This window comes from Microbacterium sp. E-13 (assembly GCF_049912955.1).
Classification (GTDB): Bacteria; Actinomycetota; Actinomycetes; order Actinomycetales; family Microbacteriaceae; genus Microbacterium.
Map to the genome: position 1 here is coordinate 220,854 of NZ_CP183973.1, position 21,918 is coordinate 242,771.

Here is a 21,918-nt window from a genome sequence, read left to right on the forward strand (position 1 = left end):
AAGGCAGGACGATGGGGCCGAGATCGCCCTGTGTTCGTCAGATCTCCTGTTCTGGGCGATAGAGATCGCGGAGGGACGGATGCTGCGACCCCGCGGGTGCGGTCAGGCGGCGTTCCAGCCGCAGTTGCCGCACTCGCCGGTCGCCGACACCTCGATGAAGCAGTTCGGGCACATCGCGCGCAAGCGCTCGGGGATCGCGGGCTTCGCGACGCGGCGCTCTGCGGCCGGGCGCGACGCCTTCGGGCGGGCGGCCGCCGTCGGGGCGGGCTCCGGGCGGCGTTCGACTTTCGGCACGTGGAACGCGCAGTAGAACCGCACGTATCCGTCGTGGTTCTTGGGGTGGCGGTGCTTGAAGGCCCAGAGCTCGGTGCGGGGCAGGAGCTCGGACTCGGGACCGCACGCGAAGCAGCGCGTGGGCTCACCGGGAATCACATCGGCGACGAGCACGGGGCTCTCGAAGGGGACGGAGTCCCGCCAATCCGCCGACGCGACGATCTTCATGCTCCGTGCCTCCCAGCTGCCCGGGCGCGAACAGCCCGACGTTCCACGGTAAGCGACGGACGCGGCATCCGGGAATCGAGAAGGTGACGACTCGGTGACGGGCCGATGCGACGGCGGATGCCGCGGCCCGTGGTGGCGACCGGAGGGTCGGGCGGTCTGGCCGGCGTGCGCTCCTTCGGAGACCTCCTCGGCGACCTTGGCGTTGAAAGCCGGCAGGTCGTCGGGGGTGCGATGTCGGCGCGTCGCCCTAGGCTGGCGCGATGACTCCCGACGTCCGACTCGGCGCCGACGGCCGCGCGCGGTGCGCGTGGGTCGGCGACGACCTCGAGTACGCCCGCTATCACGACGAGGAGTGGGGTGTTCCGCTGCACGGCGACCGTGCGCTGTTCGAGAAGATGAGCCTCGAGGGGTTCCAGGCGGGGCTCTCGTGGATCACGATCCTGCGCAAGCGCCCGCGGTTCCGCGAGGTGTTCGCGGGCTTCGAGCCGGAGGCCGTCGCGGCGTTCGGCGACGACGACATCGAGCGATTGATGTCGGATGCCGGCATCATCCGCAATCGCGCCAAGATCGAGGCGACGATCTCGAATGCCCGGCTCGTCCTCACGCTCGAACCGGGCGAGCTCGACGCTTTCATGTGGTCGTTCGCCCCGCCCTCCCACCGGCGCCCGGCGACCTTCGCCGAGGTGCCGGCGATCACCGCCGAGGCCGAGGCGATGAGCAAGGCGCTCCGCAAGCGCGGGTTCCGGTTCGTGGGGCCCACGACGATGTACGCGCTCATGCAGTCCGCGGGCATGGTGGACGACCACGTCGACGGCTGCTGGCGGGCGGGACTCATGCGTCGGAATGAATAGCGGATGCTGAGGGTTCACGTGTGCGGAGGCATGCATGGACTACGGACACGCGCTCGAGTTCGGGGCGTTCATCACGCCCACGTCGGCGGCCCCGGAGGCCCCGGTGCTCCTGTCGCAGGTGGCCGAGGCATCCGGTCTGGATCTCGTCACCTTCCAGGACCACCCCTACCAGCCGGCGTTCCTCGACACCTGGACCCTGATGTCGTTCGTCGCCGCGCGCACGGAGACGATCCGGATCGCGCCGAACGTGCTCAACGTGCCGCTGCGTCCGCCCGCCGTGGTGGCACGAGCCGCCGCGAGCGTCGACCTGCTCTCGGCCGGGCGCTTCGACCTCGCCCTCGGGGCCGGCGGCTTCTGGGACGCCATCGAGGCGATGGGCGGCACGCGCCTGACACCGGGCCAGGCCGTCACCGCCCTCGAGGAGGCCATCGATGTCATCCGGGAGCTGTGGCGCACCGATGAGCGCCGCGGCGTCTTCACCGAGGGCCGCTACCACCGCGTGCACGGCGCCAAGCGCGGACCCCGGCCCGCGCACGACATTCCCATCCACATCGGCGCGTACAAGCCGCGCATGCTCTCGCTCACGGGCCGCAAGGGCGACGGCTGGCTGCCGTCCCTCGGCTACATGAAGCCCGGCGATCTCGCCAGGGGCAACGCTGCGATCGACGAGGCCGCCGCCTCCGCCGGCCGCGACCCGCGCGAGCTCCTGCGACTGCTCAACATCGGGCAGCTCGCCGCCGAACCGCGCGAGTTCGCCGAGCGCCTCGCACGGCTCGCGCTCGAGGACGGCATCGGCACCTTCATCCTCGCGGCCGACGACCCGAACCTCCTGCAGCGCTTCGGCGAGGAGATCGCGCCCGCGGTGCGCGAGGCCGCCGCGGCGGAGCGCGAAAGGCGCGGCGTCGCCTCGGCACCGGTGCGGTCGTCGGCGGCGCTCGCCGCACGCCGTGACGGCCTCGCCTACGAGGACGCGCCGGCCGGCCTGCGCGCCATCGAGCGGGGCGACTTCGCGTACGGCGACGTGCGGGCCACCTACATGCGGGGCGGGCGTCCGAGCATCCGGAGCACATAGCGGAGGCCTTCCCGCCCGCGACGCTGGCGCGGCTGCGCCGCGTGAAGGCGGCCTACGACCCGGCGTGCGTCTTCCGCGACAACTTCGCCGTCGAGCCCGCGGAGACCGAAGCGGCCTGAGCCGGCGGCATCCGTCCCGCCTCGTCCCGCCTATCCGCGGCGGTCTGCAGAACTCCACGGATTTCGGCGCTCCGGCTGCCGATCTGCCCGCCTCGACCTCAACGGGTGCACATCCGTGGAGTTCTGCAGGGGCAGGATCGGGCAGGATCGAGGAGGCGCAGTGTCGGGGTTCACCGGCATACTCGTGCGCATGGCATCCGACTCCCACATCGCCGATTCGCACGAGGTCATCCGGGTCGTCGGCGCCCGTGAGAACAACCTCAGGAACGTGTCGGTCGAGATCCCGAAGCGCCGCCTGACCGTCTTCACCGGCGTGAGCGGCTCGGGCAAGTCCTCGCTCGTGTTCGGCACGATCGCCAACGAGTCGCAGCGGCTGATCAACGAGACCTATCCCACGTTCGTGCAGCAGTTCATGGGGCAGCTCAGCCGGCCCGAGGTCGACGCCCTCGAGAACGTGAGCCCGGCGATCATCGTCGACCAGGAGCGCATGGGCTCCAACGCGCGGTCGACGGTGGGCACGGCGACCGACGCGCACGCGATGCTCCGGCTCCTCTTCAGCCGCATCGGCCAGCCGCACGTCGGCTCGCCGCAGGCCTTCTCGTTCAACATCCCGTCCGTCTCAGGCGCGGGCGCGGTGACGTTCGAGAAGGGCGGCAAGAAGGTCAAGGAGCGCCGGTCGTTCGAGATCACGGGCGGCATGTGCCCGCGCTGCGAGGGCCTCGGCGAGGTAAGCGACGTCGACCTCGACGAGCTCTACGACAAGACGAAGTCGCTGCAGGACGGCGCGATCCAGGTGCCCGGCTACAACCCCGACGGCTGGATGGTGAAGGGGTTCACCGAGTCCGGCTTCGTCGACCCGGCCAAGCCCATCCAGGACTACAGCGAGCAGGAGCTCGCCGACTTCCTGTACAAAGAGCCGACCAAGGTCAAGATCGCCGGCATCAACATGACCTACGAGGGTCTTGTGCCGAAGATCACGAAGTCGATGCTCCAGAAGGACCGCGACTCGCTGCAGCCCCACATCCGGGCGTTCGTCGACCGGGCGGTGAAGTTCCTCCCCTGCCCTGACTGCGGCGGGACCCGGCTCAACGAGGGCGCGCGGTCGTCGAAGATCAACGGGATCAGCATCGCGGATGCTGCGGCCATGCAGATCACCGACCTCGCGGGGTGGCTCGACACGGTGACCGACCCCTCGGTCGCCCCCCTCATGGTGGGCCTGCGTCAGACCATCGCCTCATTCATCGACATCGGCCTCGGCTACCTGTCGCTCGACCGGGCGTCGGGAACGCTGTCGGGGGGCGAGGCTCAGCGCACCAAGATGATCCGGCATCTCGGTTCCGCGCTGACCGACATCAGCTACGTGTTCGACGAGCCCACCGCGGGCCTCCACCCCCATGACATCGAACGGATGAACCGGCTTCTGAAGCTCTTGCGCGACAAGGGCAACACGGTGCTCGTGGTCGAGCACAAGCCGGAGGTGATCGAGATCGCCGACCACATCGTCGACCTCGGCCCGGGTGCCGGCCGCGCGGGCGGCGAGGTGCAGTACGAGGGCGATGTCGCGGGCCTGCGCGCGTCGGGCACGATCACCGGCCGGCATCTCGACGACCGCGCGCGGCTGAAGGACTCCTCGCGCACCGCGACGGGCGCGCTCGAGATCCGCGGGGCGTCCCAGCACAACCTCAAGGATGTCAATGTCGACGTGCCCCTCGGCATCCTCACCGTCGTCACCGGCGTCGCCGGATCGGGCAAGTCATCGCTGATCCACGGGAACGTGCCCGCGTTCGACGATGTGGTGGTGGTCGATCAGGCCCCCATCAAGGGCAACCGGCGTTCGAGCCCCGCCACGTACACGGGCATCCTCGACACGATCCGCTCGGCCTTCGCGAAGGCCAACGGCGTGAAGCCGGCGCTCTTCAGCGCGAACTCCGAGGGGGCGTGCCCGGCATGCCGCGGTCTCGGCGTCATCATCACGAATCTCGGGTTCACGCAGACCGTCGAGACGCTGTGCGAGCTGTGCGAGGGCTCGGGCTTCAGCGATGAGGTGCTCGAGTACCGGCTCGACGGCAGGAATATCGCCGAGGTCCTGGCGATGTCGGCAGCCGAGGCGGCCGCCTTCTTCACGAAGGGACCTGCGCACACCACGCTCGCTCGCATGATCGATGTGGGCCTCGGCTACCTCACGCTGGGGCAGGCGCTGAACACGCTCTCCGGCGGCGAGCGGCAGCGGCTGAAGCTGGCCATCTCGATGGCGAAGAAGGGTGCGATCTACGTGCTCGACGAGCCCACCACGGGGCTTCATCTCGCCGATGTCGAGAACATGCTCGGGATGCTCGACCGCCTGGTCGAGGCCGGCAACAGCGTCATCGTGATCGAGCACCATCAGGCCGTCATGGCGCACGCCGACTGGATCATCGACATCGGCCCCGGCGCCGGGCACGACGGCGGCGAGATCGTCTTCCAGGGCACACCCCGGCAGCTGGTGGAGGGCGCGGACACGCTCACTGCCCAGCACCTGCGGGAGTACGTCGGGGGTCGGGGCTGAGGAACCGGCACGGGGGGCCCGCGTGAACGAACTGAGTACCGGAGAACTGGATGACGAACGGGGCGAGAGCCATCAGCGTCAGCGGAGGCTCAGCGCCCGGCGTCGTACAGGTGTCGTCCGCCGTGGCTGACGACCTTCACCACGACGCCGCGACGGTGCAGCTCGGCGACGGTGCGGGTCTCCTCATCGATGTCGCGGCCGAGCGCGTGCACGTTGGCGACGACGAGCACGTCACCGCGGCGCAGGGTGCCGAGGAGCCGTACGAGGCGCTCCTCCCACGATTCGAGCGTCTCGGGCGCGGGGTGGCGGAAGCCTTCGATCGGCACTCCGAAGCGGGTCAGATCTGCTCGCTGCTCCACCACCGAGGGCATGTCGTCACGCGCGATGACCAAGCCCACGAGGCGCGAGCCGGCGGGCTGGGCCAGCCACCAGTTGCGGTTCTGCTGCAGCTCGGTGAAGCACTTGGGGCACTCCGCCGCCGGGTGCGGCAGGTGCAGCGGCGCCGTGTCGGGCGCGACCGAGCCCGGCGCCGCGTGCGTGTGCGCGGCATCCGGCGTCTTCGTCGTGTCGGTCATTCGTGCCCCTTCGCTTGCCCCATTGTCTCACCCGGCAGAGCGTCTTCCGCGGCGGCCTCAGTCCTCGTCGTCGAGGCGCAGCTCGAGGCTGAGCTGGTCGGCGTCCAGCTCGGCGAGGGCGTGGCGCAGGGCCGGCGTGCTGTAGCCGCCGCCCGACGAGAGCTCGTTCAGCCTCGCGCGCATCGCCTCGATCATCGCGAGCCGCAGCTCGAGCAGGTCGCGGGTGGGCAGGCCGTCGGCGTCGTCCGGCGGGTCGACCATGCGCGTGCCGACGATCGAGACCAGATCCTCCGCGAACGCGGTGCCGTCGCGGCGCCGCAGCGCGGTGTTCGACAGCGCCGCGACGGCCGCGTCGCGCAGCTCCTCGTCCAGCGCCGACTGCTCGGCCTTGTCGAGCCTGTCATCGCCGGGGCGCTCGAGCCGCAGTACCCGCACCAGCCACGGGAGCGTGAACCCCTGCAGCATGAGGCTGCCCACCGCCACGGCGAAGGCGATGAACACCAGCAGCGCGCGGTCGCTCGTGACGTCGTCCGACAGCGTCTGGGCGGCGGCGAGCGTCACGACGCCGCGCATGCCCGCCCACACGATGATCGCCCCGTGCTTCCACCCGAGCGGTGAGGCCTGGTAGTAGTCGAGGTCGCTCAGCGAGCGCGAGACCCTCGCCCGCATCGACGACAGGCGCCGCTGCCCTCGCGGGCTGTCGAGACCACTCGTCCTCGCGTCGGACTCGGCGGGGGAGCGAGCGCCGCCGGCCACCAGCTGGTCGATGCGCATCGACATCGCCTCGAGGCGTCGTCGCTGGCGTCCCCGGGCGCGCAGGCTCTGCAGCCAGACGAGCAGCGACACGTACGCCGCGCGAACCAGGATGACGATCGCGAGCGCACCGGCCGCGATGCCGATACCGGTGCCGAGGCCGTTGTGGTCCTCGACGTTCCGGGCGACGATGTCGCGCAGCTCGAGGCCCATCACGAGGAACACGGCGCCCTCGAGCACGAGCTCGATCGTGTGCCAGTTGTGCTCGTCCGACCTCCGCTGCTCGGGCGTGAACCAGCGAGCAGCGCCCTGACCGGTCACGATGCCCGCGACGACGGCCGCGACGAGCCCCGAGCCGCCGAGCTCTTCGGTGGGGATGTAGGCGATGAAGGGCACGACGAACCCGATCGCCGTGTTCGCGGCGGAGTTGCGGATGAGAGAGCGCAGCCTCAGGTTGAGCCAGCCGACGATCGCGCCGATCACGACGGCGACGAGGACTCCCCACGCGAAGGCGGGGATGAAGCCGACGCCGACGCTGGTGTCGCCGCTGACGCTGGTGGCGATGCCGACCGCCGCGATCATGGTGCGCAGCAGCACCAGCGCGGTCGCGTCGTTGAGCAGGCTCTCTCCCTCGAGCATCGTCACCACGCGCCGAGAGACCCCCAGCCGCTTCACGATCGACGTGGCCACGGCATCCGTGGGACTGAGGATCGCGCCCAGCGCGACGGCGACCGCGGGATGGATGCCGGGGATCACGGCGAGGAAGAAGAGCCCGAGCACGATCGAACTGAGGATCACGAGCAGGAACGACAGTCCCGCGATCGGCCCGAAGTCGCGCCGGAACTCGATGGCCGGGAGCGCCACCGCCGCCGAGTAGAGCAGCGGGGGCAGCACCCCGATCAGGATGAATTCCGGATTGATCTCGGGGATCTCGACGAAGGGCAGCAGGCTGACCCCGCTCCCGATGAGCACGAGGATGAGCGGCCCCGCGATGCCGACCCTCGGCGCGACCGCCGTCGCCAGCGCGATGACGACGATCGCGATGATGACGACGATCAGGGCTTCCACGAGTCAGAGCCTATTGCCGTGGGGTTTCGGGGAGCTCCCGGGCGACCGACCGTCCGGCACCGCCCTCTCCCCGTTCGGATCGCGCACTCTGCGCCTTATCGGGCCGCGAGCGACAAAGTGCGCGATGGGAAACCGGGGCTGCCCGGCTCAGAGCGCCCCGAGAGCCGTGACCGCGTCGCGCTCGGCGACGAGCTCGGCGACGGATGCCTCCAGCCGCGCACGTGCACGGTCATCGAGGTCCAGCCCCTCCACGACCTCGTATCCCTTCCCCCGCGAGCGCACCGGGAACGAGCACACGATTCCCTCGGGCACGCCATACTCGCCGCGCGACACCACGGCCGCGGACGTCCAGCTGCGTCGCGGCGTGCCGAGCTGCTCGTCGCGCACGTGGTCGATGGCCGCGTTCGCCGCCGACGCCACCGACGACGAGCCGCGCACCTCGATGATCTCGGCGCCGCGCTTCGCCACCCGCGGGATGAAGACGTCGTCGAGCCACGCCGTCGCCGCCTCGCGACCCCCCAGGCGCTCGGCGAGCGCGTCGAGGAGCGGCATCCGTCCTTCCGGTCCGTGGCGCAGGGTCGCGTGCGAGACGTCGGGGAACTGCGTGGCCGAGTGGTTGCCCCAGATCGCGACGTCGGCGATCGCTTCCGCGCCGACCTCGAGAAACTCGGCGAGCTGGCCGACGGCGCGATTGTGGTCGAGGCGCGTGAGCGCCGTGAAGCGTTCGGCGGGCACGTCGGGAGCGGCGGATGCTGCGGCGATGAGCGCGTTCGTGTTGGCGGGGTTGCCCACGACGACGACGCGCACGTCTTCGTCGGCCACCGCGCCGATGGCCCTTCCCTGGGGTCCGAAGATGCCGGCGTTGGCCGCGAGGAGGTCGCCGCGCTCCATGCCGGCGCTCCGGGGCCGGGAGCCGACGAGGAGCGCGATGCGAGTGCCGTTGAAGGCCGTCAGCGGGTCGTCGGTCACCTCGACCTCGCGCAGCAGCGGGAAGGCGCAGTCCTGCAGCTCGAGCGCGGCACCCTCGGCCGCGCGCATCCCCTGTGGGATCTCCAGCAGCCGGAGACGTACCGGACGATCGGCGCCGAGCATGTCTCCCGCCGCGATGCGGAACATCAGCGCGTAGCCGATCTGGCCTCCGCCGCCGGTGATGGTCACGGTCGTGGGTTCGCTCGCCATGGCTCTGAGCCTAGACCGGGCGCATTGTACTCAATCAGGGAGATTCTGCGACGGTTCCTCCTTCCGTCACGGGTGTCGCGGTACCTTGACTGCCATGACGTTCAACGACAACGCCAACATCGGGGGGAACACGGCGCGGCGCCGCGGCCCGGGCGTGGCGGTAGCGGGCGGCGGCATCGCCGGTCTCGGTGCGATCGCGGTCATCCTCTTCCAGCTGTTCACCGGACAGGACCTGTCGAGCGTCATGCCGCAGAGCCCCCAAGTGGGCGCGGGCGGCGAGTCCGAGATCGAGCAGTGCCAGACCGGCGCCGACGCCAACAGCAACGACGCGTGCCGGCTCGCCGCAGGTAGCGTCGTGCTCGACAAGTACTGGGGCACGCAGGTGCAGGGATACCGCGCGCCGAAGCTGATCATCGTCGACCAGCAGACGGGCACACAGTGCGGCACCGCATCCAATCAGACCGGACCCTTCTACTGTCCTCCCGAAGAGACGGTGTACGTCGACCCGACCTTCTTCGGCCTGCTGCGTCAGCAGTTCGATGCGACCGCCGGCGACCTCGCGCAGCTGTACGTGCTCGCCCACGAGTACGGCCACCACGTGCAGCACATCACGGGGATCATGGACCAGCACCCGAACAACGGCACCGGTCCCGAGAGCAACGGCGTTCGCACCGAGCTGCAGGCCGACTGTTTCGCCGGCGCGTGGGTGGGCGACATGACACAGCAGGTGGACGAGAACGGGGTACCGTATCTGCGGGAGCCGACGCAGCAGCAGATCGCCGATGCGATCAACGCGGCCGGCGCCGTGGGGGATGACCACATCCAGCAGGAGTCGGGGGGCGTCGTGAACCCGGAATCCTGGACCCACGGCTCCAGCGAGCAGCGCCAGCGCTGGTTCGAGACCGGCTACCAGAACGGGCCTGAGGCGTGCGACACCTTCGCCGTCCCGGGGGGAAGCCTATGAACCGACACCTCGACGACATCCTCTATCCGCCGATCGAGCCCTACGACACGGGCACGCTGATCGCGGGCGAGGGCAACCGCATCGCGTACGAGCAGAGCGGAAACCCCGAGGGTAAGCCGGTGGTGTTCCTTCACGGCGGGCCGGGCGCGGGTTCTTCGCCGTGGCACCGCCGCTTCTTCGACCCTGAGCGGTATCGCATCGTGCTGCTCGACCAGCGGGGCTGCGGGCGCTCCACGCCGCACGCGAGCGAGCCGGACGCCGACCTCCGTCACAACACCACGTGGCACCTCGTCGCCGACGTCGAGCTGCTGCGCCGCAACCTCGCCATCGACACCTGGCAGGTGTTCGGCGGATCGTGGGGGAGCGCGCTCGCCCTCGCGTACGCCCAGGCGCATCCGCACGCGGTGTCCGAGATCGTCCTGCGCGGCATCTTCACCCTCCGTCGCCACGAGCTGGAGTGGTTCTACGAGGGCGGGGCAGCATCCGTCGTCCCGGATCTGTGGGAGGAGTTCATCGCTCCCATCCCGATCCTCGAGCGCTCCCAGCTCATGGAGGCCTACCACCGGCGGCTCGCCGACCCCGACCCCGAGGTGCACGTGCCCGCGGCGGTGGCCTGGTCGCGCTGGGAGGCGGCCAACCTCACGCTGCATCCCGATCCGCAGCTCGTCGAGGCGATGACCGAGCCGCGGGCAGCGGTCGCGTTCGCGCGCATCGAGAACCACTACTTCCTCCACGGCGGGTGGTTCGAGCCGGGGCAGCTGATCGCCGGAGTCGACCGCATCCGCCACATCCCCGCCGTGATCGTGCAGGGCCGGTACGACCTGTGCACACCGCCGATGACCGCCTGGGATCTTCACCGGGCATGGCCGGAAGCGGATTTCACGATGGTTCCGGATGCGGGCCACGCGGCGTCCGAGCCGGGCATCGCGGCCGCCCTGCGCGCGGCGACGGACCGGTTCGCGGCGGATGCGCCGCCGGCGGCGGAGCCGGAGGAGGCCGAGCCGGTCGATCGCGAGCCCGAGGAAGCGCAGGAGTCCGCCGCATCCCCGATCCCGGTCGTCGAGCGAGCGAGCAGCGAGCGAGACGAAACGCCCGCGGCCGACGCTGTCGCCGGGTAGCAGTCGGGCCGCCGGGGAACACCCAGCCGCCCCCTGGTAGGGTGGGAAGTCTTGCAGCGCTCCGTGCGCTTCTCGCGTCGTAGAACGCTTCCCCTCCCGCCGCCGCCCGGCCCAGCCGCGCGATGCCGGTGATGACTTTCGTACGGCGACCCGTGGGCGAGATCCGCCCCGGCCACCGACAGGGCATCAGCATGCCCGGAGATGTACCACTCATGACCGAAACCACTTTCGGCGCGCTCGGCGTGCCGCAGCCCCTCGTCGACGCGCTCGCCGCGTCGGGCAAGACCACCGCGTTCCCGATCCAGGTCGACACGCTTCCCGACACGCTCGCCGGCCGCGACGTGCTGGGCCGCGGCAAGACCGGCTCGGGCAAGACCCTCGCCTTCTCGATCCCGATGGCGGCGCGCCTGGGCGGCAAGCTCGCCGGTGGCAGCCGCCGCAAGGGCCGCCCGCTGGGCCTGGTGCTCGCGCCGACGCGCGAGCTCGCCACCCAGATCGACGCGACGCTCGCACCGCTCGCCAAGGCGTACGGCCTGACGACGACCACGATCTTCGGCGGCGTCAACCAGAACCGTCAGGTGAACGCCCTCAACGCCGGCGTCGACATCGTCGTGGCGTGCCCCGGCCGCCTCGAAGACCTGATGAAGCAGGGCTTCGTGCATCTCGACGCCGTCGAGGTCACCGTCATCGACGAGGCCGACCACATGGCCGACCTCGGGTTCCTCCCCGGTGTGACGCGCATCCTCAACGCGACGCCTGCCGGCGGGCAGCGCCTGCTCTTCAGCGCGACCCTCGACAACGGGGTCGACAAGCTCGTGAACCGCTTCCTGCAGAACGAGGTGCTGCACTCGGTCGACGAGGCCCACTCGCCCGTCGCCGCGATGACGCACCACGTGTTCACCCTCGCCGACGCGGACGCCAAGAAGGACGTCGTCACGGCGCTCGCACAGGGCATGGGCCGCCGCATCCTGTTCATGCGCACCAAGCACCAGGCGAAGAAGCTCGCCAAGCAGCTCACCGGCCAGGGCATCCCCGCCGTCGACCTGCACGGCAACCTGTCGCAGGCGGCGCGCGACCGCAACCTCGCCGCGTTCTCGTCGGGTGGCGTCAAGGTGCTCGTGGCGACGGATGTCGCGGCCCGCGGCGTGCACGTCGACGACGTCGAGCTCGTCATCCACGTCGACCCGCCTATGGAGCACAAGGCGTACCTGCACCGCTCGGGCCGCACGGCCCGTGCCGGTGCCGAGGGCGCCGTCGTCACGCTGGTGCTGCCGGACCAGAAGCGCGACGTGTCGCAGTTGCTGCGCAAGGCTGCCATCTCGGTGGAGCCCGTCGCCGTCACCGCCACGTCGCCCGAGCTCGTCGAGCTCGTCGGCGAGATCGCCCCGTACGTCAAGCCGGTTCCCGTCGCCGAGACGCCGCGCGGCACCAGCCAGGGCGCGAACGCGCAGCGCAAGCGCGCCGCACGCGACGCGCGTGAGGGAACGGATGCCTCCACCGGCGCCCGCTCGGGCGGCACCGGTGGCGGTCGTCGCCGGCGCGGCTCAGGCCAGGGCGGCTCGGCTCAGGGCGGATCGGCTCAGGCTGGCTCGGCTCAGGGCCGGGGCCAGGGTTCGGGTCGCACGCAGGTCGCGGGCGCACAGCGCCGGGATGCGGCATCCACCCGCGACAAGGCCTCGCACCAGCGCCACGACCAGAGCGCCGGTCACGCCCGGTCGACTCAGCCGGCCGGCAACCCGCGCACCACGGGCCGGCGCGCCTCGTCCGGCGGCACCGGCAAGCTCATGGTCGGCTCGGTCGTCCGCCCCAACGGCACCAACCGCCGCGGCGGGCGCTGACCTCCGCAGCCGCCCGAACCCCTTCGCCCTCATCTGAGGACGGAGGGGTTCGGCGTTTCCTCGTCTTGCCCGGGCACGAGACCGCACGAAACGTCTCTCCTTCCACAGGTCGAGCGGGCTTCTGCAGGCGGCCTTGGCGCGAACTGCTCCTGTAGAACCGTGGTTGACCTGTCGAAGCCGGGCCGGGAAGGGGCCGTCGTCTCTCTCGACCCTCCCCGGGATCAAGAACCGCGAAGTCGGAGATCTGCCGCATGTCGGACCGAGTCCGGGAATCGATCCGACTTCGGGAGGATCTCCGACCTCACAAGGCCCCGCCGCCGCCCGCCCCACGGCCGCACGTCCGACAGGGAGGCCTGAGGGTCAGACGCGGCGGCCGAGGATGAGGTCGGCGGCGACCTCGCCGATCACGATCGCCGGGGCGTTCGTGTGCCCCCGGATCACCGTGGGCATGACCGAGGCGTCGGCGATCCGCAGCCCCGTCACTCCGCGGACCCGCAGATCCGGGTCGACGACGGATGCTGCATCCCTGCCCATCCGGGCGGTGCCGACGGGGTGGTACAGGGTGTGCGAGTAGCGCCGCAGCGACAGCTCCGCGCGCTCGGCGGGCGTCATGCGCTCGCCGTTCTCGGGCAGCACCCACCCGCCCGTCGTCACCGACCGCAGCGCGTCGGTGTCGAGCAGGCGCTCGCATTCGGCGATGCCCGCGAGCAGGGTCGCGGCGTCGATGCCCTCGGCATCGGACAGGTAGGCCGGGTCGATGAGCGGCGCTTCGAGGGGGTTCGCCGACGCCAGGCGGATGGTGCCGCGGCTGTGCGGCCGCAACAGGATCGCGGCGAGCGTGAGCCCGTGCGCCGGAAGCGGCACAAGTCCCTCGCCGACGTACGGCCCCGCGGCGAAGAGGATCTCGATGTCGGGCAGCCCGTCCGGCATGCCCGCCGAATCGGCGACGGGTGTTCGGACGAACCCGTACGCCTCCGCGACGTTGGAGGTCAGCATTCCGCGCCGCGCCATCAGATACCGCACGAGCTCAACAGGCCGCTCGGCGTCGTAGAGAGTGCCGCCCCGCGCGGCCGGGGCGAGGCCCGCGACGAGGTGGTCCTGCAGGTTCTCGCCCACCTCGGCGGCGTCGACGACGACGTCGATGGCGTGCTCGGCGAGGTGCGCGGCCGGGCCGATGCCGCTCAGCATGAGCAGCTGCGGGGTGTTGATGGTGCCGCCCGACAGCACGACCTCCCGTCGCGCCCGCGCGTGCCGCGTGATCCCCTCGATGTCGACGTAGACCCCCGTCGCCTGCGGCCCGCTCCCGCCGGCGGCGAACGTGACGCGCCGCACGAACGCGCCGGTCACCACGCGCAGGTTGGGCCGTCCCTTCGCGGGACGCAGGTAGGCGTCGGCGGTCGACGCGCGGGCACCCCGGCGCTGGGTCACCATCGTCTGCGAGAAGCCCTGGTCGCTGGGCAGATTTGGCGGGGTGAGGGGATGCCCCGCCTCCCGCGCCGCGCGGAGGAACGCCGCCGTGTGGGGCCGGGGGTCGCGCTGGTGCGCCACCGACTGCGGACCGTCGGTGCCCTGGGTGCCGTCGGCGGCGTCCTCGGTGTTCTCCACACGCCGGAAGTAGGGGACCAGGGCATCCCACGACCACGTGGGGCCCGCGGCATCCGCCCACTCGTCGTAGTCCGCGGCGAAGCCCCGGATCCACATCAGAGCGTTGAGCGACGACGACCCGCCCAGCGTCTTGCCGCGCGGCCAGTAGACGGTGCGGCCCTCGAGCCCGGGCTGCGGGACGGTGTCGTAGTTCCAGTCGTACCGGCTCCGGAAGAGCTTCGAGAACGCCGCGGGCACGTGCAGCTCGGGCGCCTTGTCGGGCGGTCCGGCTTCGAGCAGCAGTACAGTGACGGCGGGGTCCTCGCTCAGCCGCGCCGCCAGTGCCGCGCCGGCTGACCCCGCTCCGACGACGACGTAGTCGGCCGTCAGGTCGCGTGGGGCGCGGCTCATGCCCGCAGCGACTGGATCATCGTGCGGCTGAACCTCGCCCAGTCGTGGTCCATCTGGAAGCGGGTGAAGCCCTCGCTGACGGCTGCGGCGGTGCGCGAGCTCGGGAACCACGGCGGCTTGGCGAGAACCGAGACGATGCCTGTCCCTCCGATGGCGCTGAGCGAGCGCGGGAAGGGCCGGAACGGGCCGCGCACCACGCTGCGTTCCACGGCGTCGAGCAGCAGCGTGTTGTGCACGACGCCGATCCCGCTGCCCACGTCGTCGAGCGTCGCGCCCGGGAAGCCGCCCCACGTGTGCACGGCGTTGAGATAGGCGAAGGCCGTCCACGTGTTGATCGCGACCGTACCGTAGCGCAGCTCGGCGATCGCGCGGTCGAAACCGCCGCCGAGCGCTCGCTCGGTGACGGGGTCGATCATGAGGTTGGCGCCGAGGGTGCCGGCCAGCCGCTCGTTCGCGTGCGCCACAGCCGCGTCGAGGAACTCCTGGCCCAGACCACGCAGCGTGACGACGCCCAGCACCGGCGCGAAGTACTCGGTCTGCTCGAGCGCCGCCGCGTCGTCGTCGGGTCCGATCTCGATGAGGGCGCGGTCGCGGTCGCGGTTCCAGCGAGCACCCGGATAGTCGGATGCCGCCGCCGCCAGCTTCTCGTCGGCTCGGGGATACCACACCGGCCGTGACGGCATCGCGTCGTACGCGGTGCGCAGGGCCTCGAGGAAGGCGTCGCGCTGGGGCCAGTCCTCGCTCACGATCACGACCTGCGCCGCGATGCAGTTGTGGCCGCTGTTGTACAGCCGCATGGTAGCCGCGTGCTCGGCCTGGAACCGCAGGTCGGCCTCGGTCCAAGCGCCCGGGACGACGATGATCGGCGAGACGCCGCCGAGCTCGGCCGTGATGGGCTTCTTCAGCCGCGGCCTGTTCTCGCGGCGCCGGCGAGCCGTCTGCGCGGCGCCCCGGCCCGACGAGGGGCCCCAAACGATCGCGTCGAACGTCGACGCCGCGCCGGTGATGTGCACGTGGTCGATCGCCGCGTGCTGGGTGAGGTACGCGCCGACGTCGGGGCCACCGCTCACGATGCGCATCAGCCCGAGCTCGACGAGCGGGGCGAGGGCGAGCTCGAGCAGCGGCACCAGCTCGTCCTGCGTCGGGTTGACCTTGAGCAGCACGACCCGGTTGTTCGCCACGAGCTCGTAGAGCACGTCGAGCACGGGGATCGACGACTGGTTGCCGGCGCCGAGCACGAGGCCGATGCCGCCCGGCCGCGCGGGTGTGCGCTGACCCAGGCCCGCCGAACGCACGGCGTCGGCCGCCGTCACGCCGGGCTGCAGCCACACCTCGCCGGCGAAGCCCGAGAGCAGGAGGCGGTCGATGCCGTTCGCGGGGAACGCGTGCACGCGCACGCGCCCGCCGGGGGCCTCGTCGATGCGCACGCCGTCGAGCGGACTGCCGCCGGACACCAGTTTGCGCAGCGTGGCGATGTAGCCGTCGAGCGCGACCAGAGCGCCGTACGGACTCGCGAGCCATTCCTCCCCGATGAGGGGGTGCGACGCATCGAGCCCCTTGGTTCGCCCGGAGAGGTTCGCCCACTCGTCGGCGTGCGCCACGACCGTCGCCCGCACGCGCTCGAGCAGCCGCGCGCGCTGGTCGAGAGTGAGGTGCGACCATACCGCCGACCCGGTCGCAAGATCGGCGAGGGCGGCCCCGATGACCGGTGCGGACGCCGGCGGCTCAGTGGTTCTGCGCGACGGCGCGGACGTCTTCGTGGTGGGCGGCACGAGCGCTCTCCTTCGGGCGGGTGGGGTCCAGCATAGACGCGGGCGGGGGCGCCAGCGATACTCGGTTCCTCGGCCTCCGCTACTCGGTTCCAGCGTCGATGCCGGCCCGCCGCAGCGGACACCGCGCCGGCGTGACGAGGCTCAGTGCGACGGGCAGCAGGTCACGGGTCAGGACTCGGCGCGCACGGCGGCCTCGACGGCGCGCAGCCCGGCGAGGGTCTCGGCGAAGGAGGTCGACAGCGGGGAGAGGCCGATGCGCAGGCCGCCCGGGTCGCGGTAGTCGGGGATGACGTCCTGCGTCCACAGCCGTGCCGTGACCGCGCGCATCGACGGATGCGAGAGCGTCACATGCCCGCCGCGCTCCGCGGTGTCGCGCGGCGAGGCGACCTCGACCCCGAGCGGCCCCAGCAGTTCGTCGGCGACGCGCACCGCGAAGTCCGTCAGCGCGATCGACTTCTCGCGGACGGCGGTCACCCCGACCTCCTCGATGAGGGCGAGCGTGTCCTGCATCGCGAGCATCCCGACGATCGGCGGGGTCCCGGAGAGGAAGCGCCGCATGCCGGCAGCCGGCCGGTACACGGGACCCATGGCGAAGACGTCGGCGGCTCCCATCCATCCCTGGATCGGTGGGGCCAGGCGGTCTTGCAGTCGGGTCGCGACGTAGGCGAACGCGGGTGATCCCGGGCCGCCGTTGAGGTACTTGTAGGTGCAGCCGACCGCCAGGTCGAAGCCCCACGCGTCGGCCTCGACGGGCACGGATCCCGCGGAGTGGCAGAGATCCCACAGGATGAGCGCGCCCGCATCGTGCGCGATGCGGGTGAGGGCCGGTGCGTCGGCGAGATACCCCGAGCGATACGCCACGTGCGACAGCAGCACCACGGCCGTCTCGGGACCGACCGCGGCGCGCAGCGCTTCGGCGGACACTCCGCCGGCGAGGTCGACGTCGATCCACCGGATGCGGCCACCGCGCTCGGCGGCGATGCCCTCGACGAGGTAGCGGTCGGTCGGGAAGTTGTCGCGGTCGACGACGATCTCGACCCGCGCGGGGTCGGCGGCGACGGCGGCATCGAACGCGGCACGCAGCAGCTTGTACAGAAGAACGGTGGTCGAGTCGCCGATCACCGTCTGGCCGGCCGCGGCCCCGATCGCGGCGCGGCCGACCGCGTCGCCGATCTCGAACGGCAGCTGCATCCACGACTCGTCCCACCCGCGGATGAGCCGGCCGCCCCACTCCTCGCGGGCGAACGCCGCGAGCCGGTCGACGCTGGCCCGCAGCGGGCGGCCGAGGGAGTTGCCGTCGAAGTAGACGAGAGAGGACTCGGCCCCGACGAACAGATCGCGTCGGGCGTGCAGCGGGTCCGCGGCATCCAGATCGGCGGCCTCCGACTCGAGACGCGCGACGACGGAGGCGGCGGCGGGATCAGTGGTCGTCATGGACGAGCTCCTCGGAGGGGACGACGGTCGCTCCGCGCAGCCACTCGGCGACCTCGTCGAGCCGGGTCGGGGGCGGACCGGGCACGAACGTGCTCACGCCCGACGGCGCATCGGCCGTCGGCCAGGGATCGGTCAGCGCGGCGATGAGCGCCGCTCCGCGGACGCCCGCACCGTCCAGCGCCGCGACCTCGTCGGGATTGACGCCCACGGGCTGGTCGCCGTTGCCGAGATCCGTGCCGTAGAGCACGCGGCCGCCGGCAGCCGCGAAGCCCGCGAGATTGACGCGCGCGAACTCGGCGGCCTGCGGATCGTCGCGGTGGATCGCGAGGGTCGAGATCCAGATCTGACCCGCCTTCACGGCATGCGCCGTGAATGCGCGCCCGACGAACTCCGTGAACGGCGTGTGCGCCAGCACGTCGACGCCGGCGTCGAGGGCGAGCTGCGGCATCCCGTCCCCCTCCGCATGGGCCACGACGGGCAGGCCGCGCTCGCGGGCGACCGTCACGATCGCGCCGAGCGTCGCCCCGTCGAGCACGGGGCCGGCGGTTTCGTTGAGAGAGGCCTTGATGACGGATGCTCCGCACGACGCCTGCTCGTCGACGGCCGTCGCGGCACCGCCGGGGACGCCCGGATGGGTCGACGGGTCGAGGATCTCGCGCGTGATCTGCGGGGGAGCCCAGGGACGCCCCACGGGATAGCCCCCCGGTGCGGTGAGGAACGCGCCGGCGTATGCCACGCGGGGAATGCGGTGGTTCTCGCGCCGCGCGAGAGCGACCGGGTCGCCGCCCAGGTCGACCACGCCCGCGATCCCGCCGGTCGCGAGCTGCGTCTCGTCGATGAGGTGCAGGTGCACGTGGTGATCGGTGAAGGGCGGGAGCGACACTCCGTGCTCGCCGGTGATGGCGCGGCGGCAGAGCATCGCGTCGGGGCCGAGCAGGTCTCGAAGGGCTTCGGGGTCGTGTGACATCACAGCTCCGTCCGCACCGCGTGGAGCTCGGGGAAGAAGGTGAGATCGAGCGCACGCTGCAGGAACGGCACGCCGCTCGAGCCGCCCGTGCCGGTCTTGAAGCCGATGATGCGCTCGACGGTCTTGAGGTGGCGGAAGCGCCAGAGCTGGAAGTTGTCCTCCAGGTCGACGAGCTCCTCGCACGTCTCGTAGGCCGCCCAGTGCGCCTGCGGATCGCGGTAGATGTCGATGAACACCGGAACGAGCTCCGGCGTGTAGGTCCACGCCGCCGTGACGTCGCGCTCGAGAACGCCGGCGGGGATCGGATACCCCGACCGTGCGAGCAGCCGGAGGAACTCGTCGTACAGGCTCGGTGCCTCGAGCGCCGCCTGGACGAGCGCGAAGGAGGACGGGTCGGATTCGAACACCCGCAGCATCGCGGCGTTCTTGTTGCCCAGCGTGAACTCCACCGCCCGGTACTGGGCGGACTGGAAGCCGCTCGCATTGCCCAGCACCCCGCGGAACTGCACGTACTCGGCGGGAGTGAGCGTCGCCAGCACCGACCACTGCTCGGTGAGCGTCTTCTGGATGTGCTTGACGCGCGCGATGCACTTGAGTGCCGGGGCGAGCCGGTCTTCGCGGAGCAGCCGGCAGGCCGCGCCGAGCTCGTGGAGCACGAGCTTCAGCCACAGCTCCGTCGTCTGGTGCTGCACGATGAACAGCAGCTCGTCGTGATGCTCCTGCTGCCCGTCGCGGCCGCTGAGCGGGCGCTGCGCCGACAGCAGGGTGTCGAGATCCAGGTAGCCGCCGTAGCTCATGCGGTCACGGAAGTCGGTGACCACCGACCCCTCGATCGCCCGGGTGTTCTCGGTGCGTTCGCTTCGCTCCCCGTCGGTCGGGCGCGTGCTCTCGTCGCTCACGGCCTCAGCCTAATGACGCCGGTGCCCCCGGCGTCAGGCCCGCGCGAGTCAGATCAGGGAGAGGTCGCGCAGCTTCGCCTCGACGTCGGCGTTCGACGGCTCGACGTGGTGGGAGGAGTCAGGGTAGACGACCACGGGGATGTTGGTGCGGCCCGAGATGTCGCGCGCGACGTCCGCGGCGGCGGGGTCGGTGACGAGGTCCACATACGTGTACGAGACGCCGAGCTCGTCGAGCTGCTTCTTCGTGCGGATGCAATCGCGGCACCAGTCCGCGCCGAACATCGTGAGGGAGGAGGAGGAAGTCATCGTTCCATTCTCTCCCGGGCATCCTGGGTGAGGGCCGGGCGCGCGTCATCGCACCCGGCGCATGCGCCGGGGTGCGGCATCCGCTCTCCCGGAGTCAGCCGCCGGGCTCACCCGATGAGGCTGATCAGGTCGTCGAGGCCCATGCCGTAGTTGATGCGGATAGTCGGCAGCGCGAGCTTGTCGGCGCCGATCGTGACATACCCGGGCTCGACCGTGCGGGCCATCTCGAACCCCGCCTGGCGGAGGCCCTCTTTCGCGGTGTCGTTGTAGTGGCCGAACGGGTAGGCCATGACCTCCTTCGCGCCGAGGATCTGAGCCGACGTCTCCATGTCGGCGGCGATCTCGGCGGCCGACCAGTTGACCATCCGGCCCTGGCCGTTCGCGCCCGCCTCGTGCATGTCGTGGGTGTGGGACCGCTGCAGCACGAAGGTGGACGGCGTCTGTTCCTGCCGCCATTTCGTGATGACGAACGAGGTCGTCAGCACTCTGTACCGGTCGACGACCGGCACGGCGAGCTCGAGCCACGTGTGGTCCGCATCGTCGTCGGTCACGATCACGGAGTGGTTCGGCAGGAACAGGCGCCCGTCGATGAATGCCGACAGCTCGTCCCAGGTCGGCAGGTAGAACCCGGTGGACGCGATGTGGTTCAGGTGCGCATCGAAGTCGCCGATGTACGCGTAGTTGCCGCGCAGCGGGCCGTTGTCGCCCTGGGGGTCGGTCGTGAACTGGTGGTACATGAGGATCGGGATGCGGGCATCCTCCGTCGCGTTCCGCTCCGCGCTCACCCACGCCCCGTGCAGCGTCACGCGCCGGTCGGTGCACGCGACGGGCTCGGAGCCGTTGATCCGGCCGGGGATGGCGAGGGCCGCGGCATCCTCGGGCGTCGCGTACCAGCCGGCGAACACCTCATCCTCGCGGGTGGGGATCGGCAGGTTCGTGTACAGGGTGCCCTGACTCTCGAGCACGGGCGCGTCCGAGATGCCCTCGCCGGTGAAGCTCACGGCGCATGCCGCGGGGTCGGTCGTCGCGGCGAGCAGCTCCTCTTCGGCCGTCAGCGGGGTGGGCGTGGGAGTGGCGGCAGGGGCCGGCGCCCCGCCATCCGTCTGCGGGCCGCCCTCGCCGTCGGCGCCCGCCCGTGCCAGCCCGATCGCGGCGACCGTGCCCCCGGCGACGGCGAGCAGCACGACGGCGCCCGCGATGCCGGCGAACAGGCGACGCCGGCGCAGCACGCGCGCGGACGGTCGTGCGCGACCCGTGCCGAGACCAGCCATTCGACTCTCCGAGAGTACGGACCGCGCATCCCCACGTGCGATCTCTGAGGGGATGCTACCCGGATGCCGCCGGGACCGCGCGTGCGCAGCCGCGCGTCGCTACCCTGGCCCTATGACGACGCTCGTGCTCACCGTGGTCGGCGACGACCGGTCCGGATTGGTCGCGGCGGTCGCCGACGTCGTCGACGAGCACGGCGGCAACTGGGAGAACAGTCAGCTCGCCGAACTGGCCGGCGCCTTCGCCGGCATCATCGAGGTGTCGATCTCGCCCGAGGGGGCGGAGGGGCTGCGCGAAGCGCTCGCCGCGCTGGACGGGCTGCTGAAGGTGACCGTGCACACCGGCACGGACGAGCCGCCGCACGATCCGGTGCGTCCCCTCACCCTTCAGGTCATCGGCAACGACCACCCCGGCATCGTGCGCGAGATCTCGACCGTGCTGCGCAACGGCGGCGTCAGCATCGACCGCCTCGCCACCCGCACGACCGAGGCGGCCATGTACGGCGGCCGCCTCTTCGAAGCGACCGTCTCGGCCCGGGTTCCGGCCTCCGTCGATCTGGCATCGCTCACCGCCGAGCTCGAGCGTCTCGCGACAGAGATCCAGGTCGACGTCACCCTCGACTCCTGAGGGCTGGCCGGGCGGCGCACGCGCCGGGTCCGGGTGAGGACGGGGGAATTGATCTTCCCAGATCGT

General features: G+C 71.2%; 18 protein-coding genes and 2 pseudogenes. 8 read left to right on the forward strand and 12 right to left on the reverse strand.

The window, feature by feature from the left end:
- Nucleotides 1-102: 102 nt before the first annotated feature.
- Both ACN9MP_RS01045 and ACN9MP_RS01050 read right to left on the reverse strand, forming a co-directional pair.
- A complete protein-coding gene (locus tag ACN9MP_RS01045) occupies nt 103-501 on the reverse strand; it encodes a glucose-6-phosphate dehydrogenase (RefSeq protein ID WP_426323145.1) in 399 nt (132 codons plus the stop codon).
- A 150-nt stretch (nt 502-651) separates the two neighbouring features.
- Nucleotides 652-732: pseudogene (locus ACN9MP_RS01050) on the reverse strand (peptidase C56); the annotation flags it as partial.
- 29 nt (nt 733-761) lie between these two features.
- Here ACN9MP_RS01050 and ACN9MP_RS01055 point away from each other — a divergent pair.
- The 4 genes from ACN9MP_RS01055 to ACN9MP_RS01070 all read left to right on the forward strand — a co-directional run bounded on the left by ACN9MP_RS01055 (nt 762) and on the right by ACN9MP_RS01070 (nt 5,088).
- Nucleotides 762-1,352, forward strand: coding sequence for a DNA-3-methyladenine glycosylase I (locus ACN9MP_RS01055; RefSeq protein WP_426323146.1), 591 nt, complete (start codon nt 762-764; stop codon nt 1,350-1,352).
- 34 nt (nt 1,353-1,386) lie between these two features.
- On the forward strand, nt 1,387-2,424 hold the full coding sequence (locus ACN9MP_RS01060) for an LLM class flavin-dependent oxidoreductase (RefSeq protein WP_426323147.1): 1,038 nt from the start codon (nt 1,387-1,389) through the stop codon (nt 2,422-2,424).
- Between the two features lie 23 nt (nt 2,425-2,447).
- A complete protein-coding gene (locus tag ACN9MP_RS01065) occupies nt 2,448-2,543 on the forward strand; it encodes a BBE domain-containing protein (RefSeq protein WP_426326152.1) in 96 nt (31 codons plus the stop codon).
- 190 nt (nt 2,544-2,733) lie between these two features.
- Nucleotides 2,734-5,088: an ATP-binding cassette domain-containing protein gene (locus ACN9MP_RS01070; RefSeq protein ID WP_426323148.1), complete on the forward strand. Its 2,355-nt coding sequence runs from the start codon at nt 2,734-2,736 to the stop codon at nt 5,086-5,088.
- An 89-nt stretch (nt 5,089-5,177) separates the two neighbouring features.
- Here ACN9MP_RS01070 and ACN9MP_RS01075 read toward each other — a convergent pair whose 3' ends face one another.
- The 3 genes from ACN9MP_RS01075 to ACN9MP_RS01085 all read right to left on the reverse strand — a co-directional run bounded on the left by ACN9MP_RS01075 (nt 5,178) and on the right by ACN9MP_RS01085 (nt 8,663).
- Nucleotides 5,178-5,663 (reverse strand): recombinase family protein, encoded by a 486-nt coding sequence (locus ACN9MP_RS01075; protein ID WP_426323149.1) that lies wholly within the window; start codon nt 5,661-5,663, stop codon nt 5,178-5,180.
- A 57-nt stretch (nt 5,664-5,720) separates the two neighbouring features.
- Entirely contained in the window at nt 5,721-7,484 is a 1,764-nt protein-coding gene (locus tag ACN9MP_RS01080) for a cation:proton antiporter (RefSeq protein WP_426323150.1), read from the reverse strand.
- A gap of 147 nt (nt 7,485-7,631) precedes the next feature.
- The gene (locus ACN9MP_RS01085; protein WP_426323151.1) at nt 7,632-8,663 is read right to left on the reverse strand and encodes a malate dehydrogenase; all 1,032 of its coding nucleotides are present in this window, start codon (nt 8,661-8,663) and stop codon (nt 7,632-7,634) included.
- Between the two features lie 94 nt (nt 8,664-8,757).
- Here ACN9MP_RS01085 and ypfJ point away from each other — a divergent pair, with 94 nt between their 5' ends.
- The 3 genes and pseudogenes from ypfJ to ACN9MP_RS01100 all read left to right on the forward strand — a co-directional run bounded on the left by ypfJ (nt 8,758) and on the right by ACN9MP_RS01100 (nt 12,583).
- Nucleotides 8,758-9,627, forward strand: coding sequence for a KPN_02809 family neutral zinc metallopeptidase (gene ypfJ / locus ACN9MP_RS01090; RefSeq protein WP_426323153.1), 870 nt, complete (start codon nt 8,758-8,760; stop codon nt 9,625-9,627).
- Nucleotides 9,624-10,592 (forward strand): annotated as a pseudogene (gene pip / locus ACN9MP_RS01095) (prolyl aminopeptidase); the annotation flags it as partial. The gene ypfJ and the pseudogene pip, both read left to right, overlap by 4 nt.
- 365 nt (nt 10,593-10,957) lie before the next feature.
- Complete coding sequence (locus tag ACN9MP_RS01100; protein WP_426323154.1) at nt 10,958-12,583, forward strand: DEAD/DEAH box helicase; 1,626 nt, start codon at nt 10,958-10,960, stop codon at nt 12,581-12,583.
- Between the two features lie 360 nt (nt 12,584-12,943).
- Here the strand turns inward: ACN9MP_RS01100 and ACN9MP_RS01105 are convergent, their stop codons facing one another.
- From ACN9MP_RS01105 to ACN9MP_RS01135, 7 genes are all read right to left on the reverse strand, one after another.
- Nucleotides 12,944-14,578: a GMC family oxidoreductase gene (locus ACN9MP_RS01105; protein WP_426323155.1), complete on the reverse strand. Its 1,635-nt coding sequence runs from the start codon at nt 14,576-14,578 to the stop codon at nt 12,944-12,946.
- Nucleotides 14,575-16,350 (reverse strand): aldehyde dehydrogenase family protein, encoded by a 1,776-nt coding sequence (locus ACN9MP_RS01110; protein WP_426323156.1) that lies wholly within the window; start codon nt 16,348-16,350, stop codon nt 14,575-14,577. The genes ACN9MP_RS01105 and ACN9MP_RS01110 overlap by 4 nt, the downstream gene beginning before the upstream one ends.
- A 168-nt stretch (nt 16,351-16,518) precedes the next feature.
- Complete coding sequence (locus ACN9MP_RS01115; protein ID WP_426323157.1) at nt 16,519-17,784, reverse strand: kynureninase; 1,266 nt, start codon at nt 17,782-17,784, stop codon at nt 16,519-16,521.
- Nucleotides 17,771-18,751 (reverse strand): hypothetical protein, encoded by a 981-nt coding sequence (locus tag ACN9MP_RS01120; protein WP_426323158.1) that lies wholly within the window; start codon nt 18,749-18,751, stop codon nt 17,771-17,773. Before ACN9MP_RS01120 ends, ACN9MP_RS01115 begins: the two co-directional genes overlap by 14 nt.
- A complete protein-coding gene (kynA, locus tag ACN9MP_RS01125) occupies nt 18,751-19,650 on the reverse strand; it encodes a tryptophan 2,3-dioxygenase (protein ID WP_426323159.1) in 900 nt (299 codons plus the stop codon). The genes ACN9MP_RS01120 and kynA overlap by 1 nt, the downstream gene beginning before the upstream one ends.
- Before the next feature lie 48 nt (nt 19,651-19,698).
- Nucleotides 19,699-19,956 (reverse strand): glutaredoxin family protein, encoded by a 258-nt coding sequence (locus ACN9MP_RS01130; protein ID WP_426323160.1) that lies wholly within the window; start codon nt 19,954-19,956, stop codon nt 19,699-19,701.
- 107 nt (nt 19,957-20,063) lie between these two features.
- Nucleotides 20,064-21,227 carry a polysaccharide deacetylase family protein gene (locus ACN9MP_RS01135; protein ID WP_426323161.1) on the reverse strand — a complete coding sequence of 388 codons (1,164 nt, stop codon included), beginning with the start codon at nt 21,225-21,227 and terminating at the stop codon, nt 20,064-20,066.
- Between the two features lie 112 nt (nt 21,228-21,339).
- Between ACN9MP_RS01135 and ACN9MP_RS01140 the strand changes: the two genes are divergently transcribed.
- Nucleotides 21,340-21,852 carry a glycine cleavage system protein R gene (locus ACN9MP_RS01140; protein WP_426323163.1) on the forward strand — a complete coding sequence of 171 codons (513 nt, stop codon included), beginning with the start codon at nt 21,340-21,342 and terminating at the stop codon, nt 21,850-21,852.
- Nucleotides 21,853-21,918 lie beyond the last annotated feature (66 nt).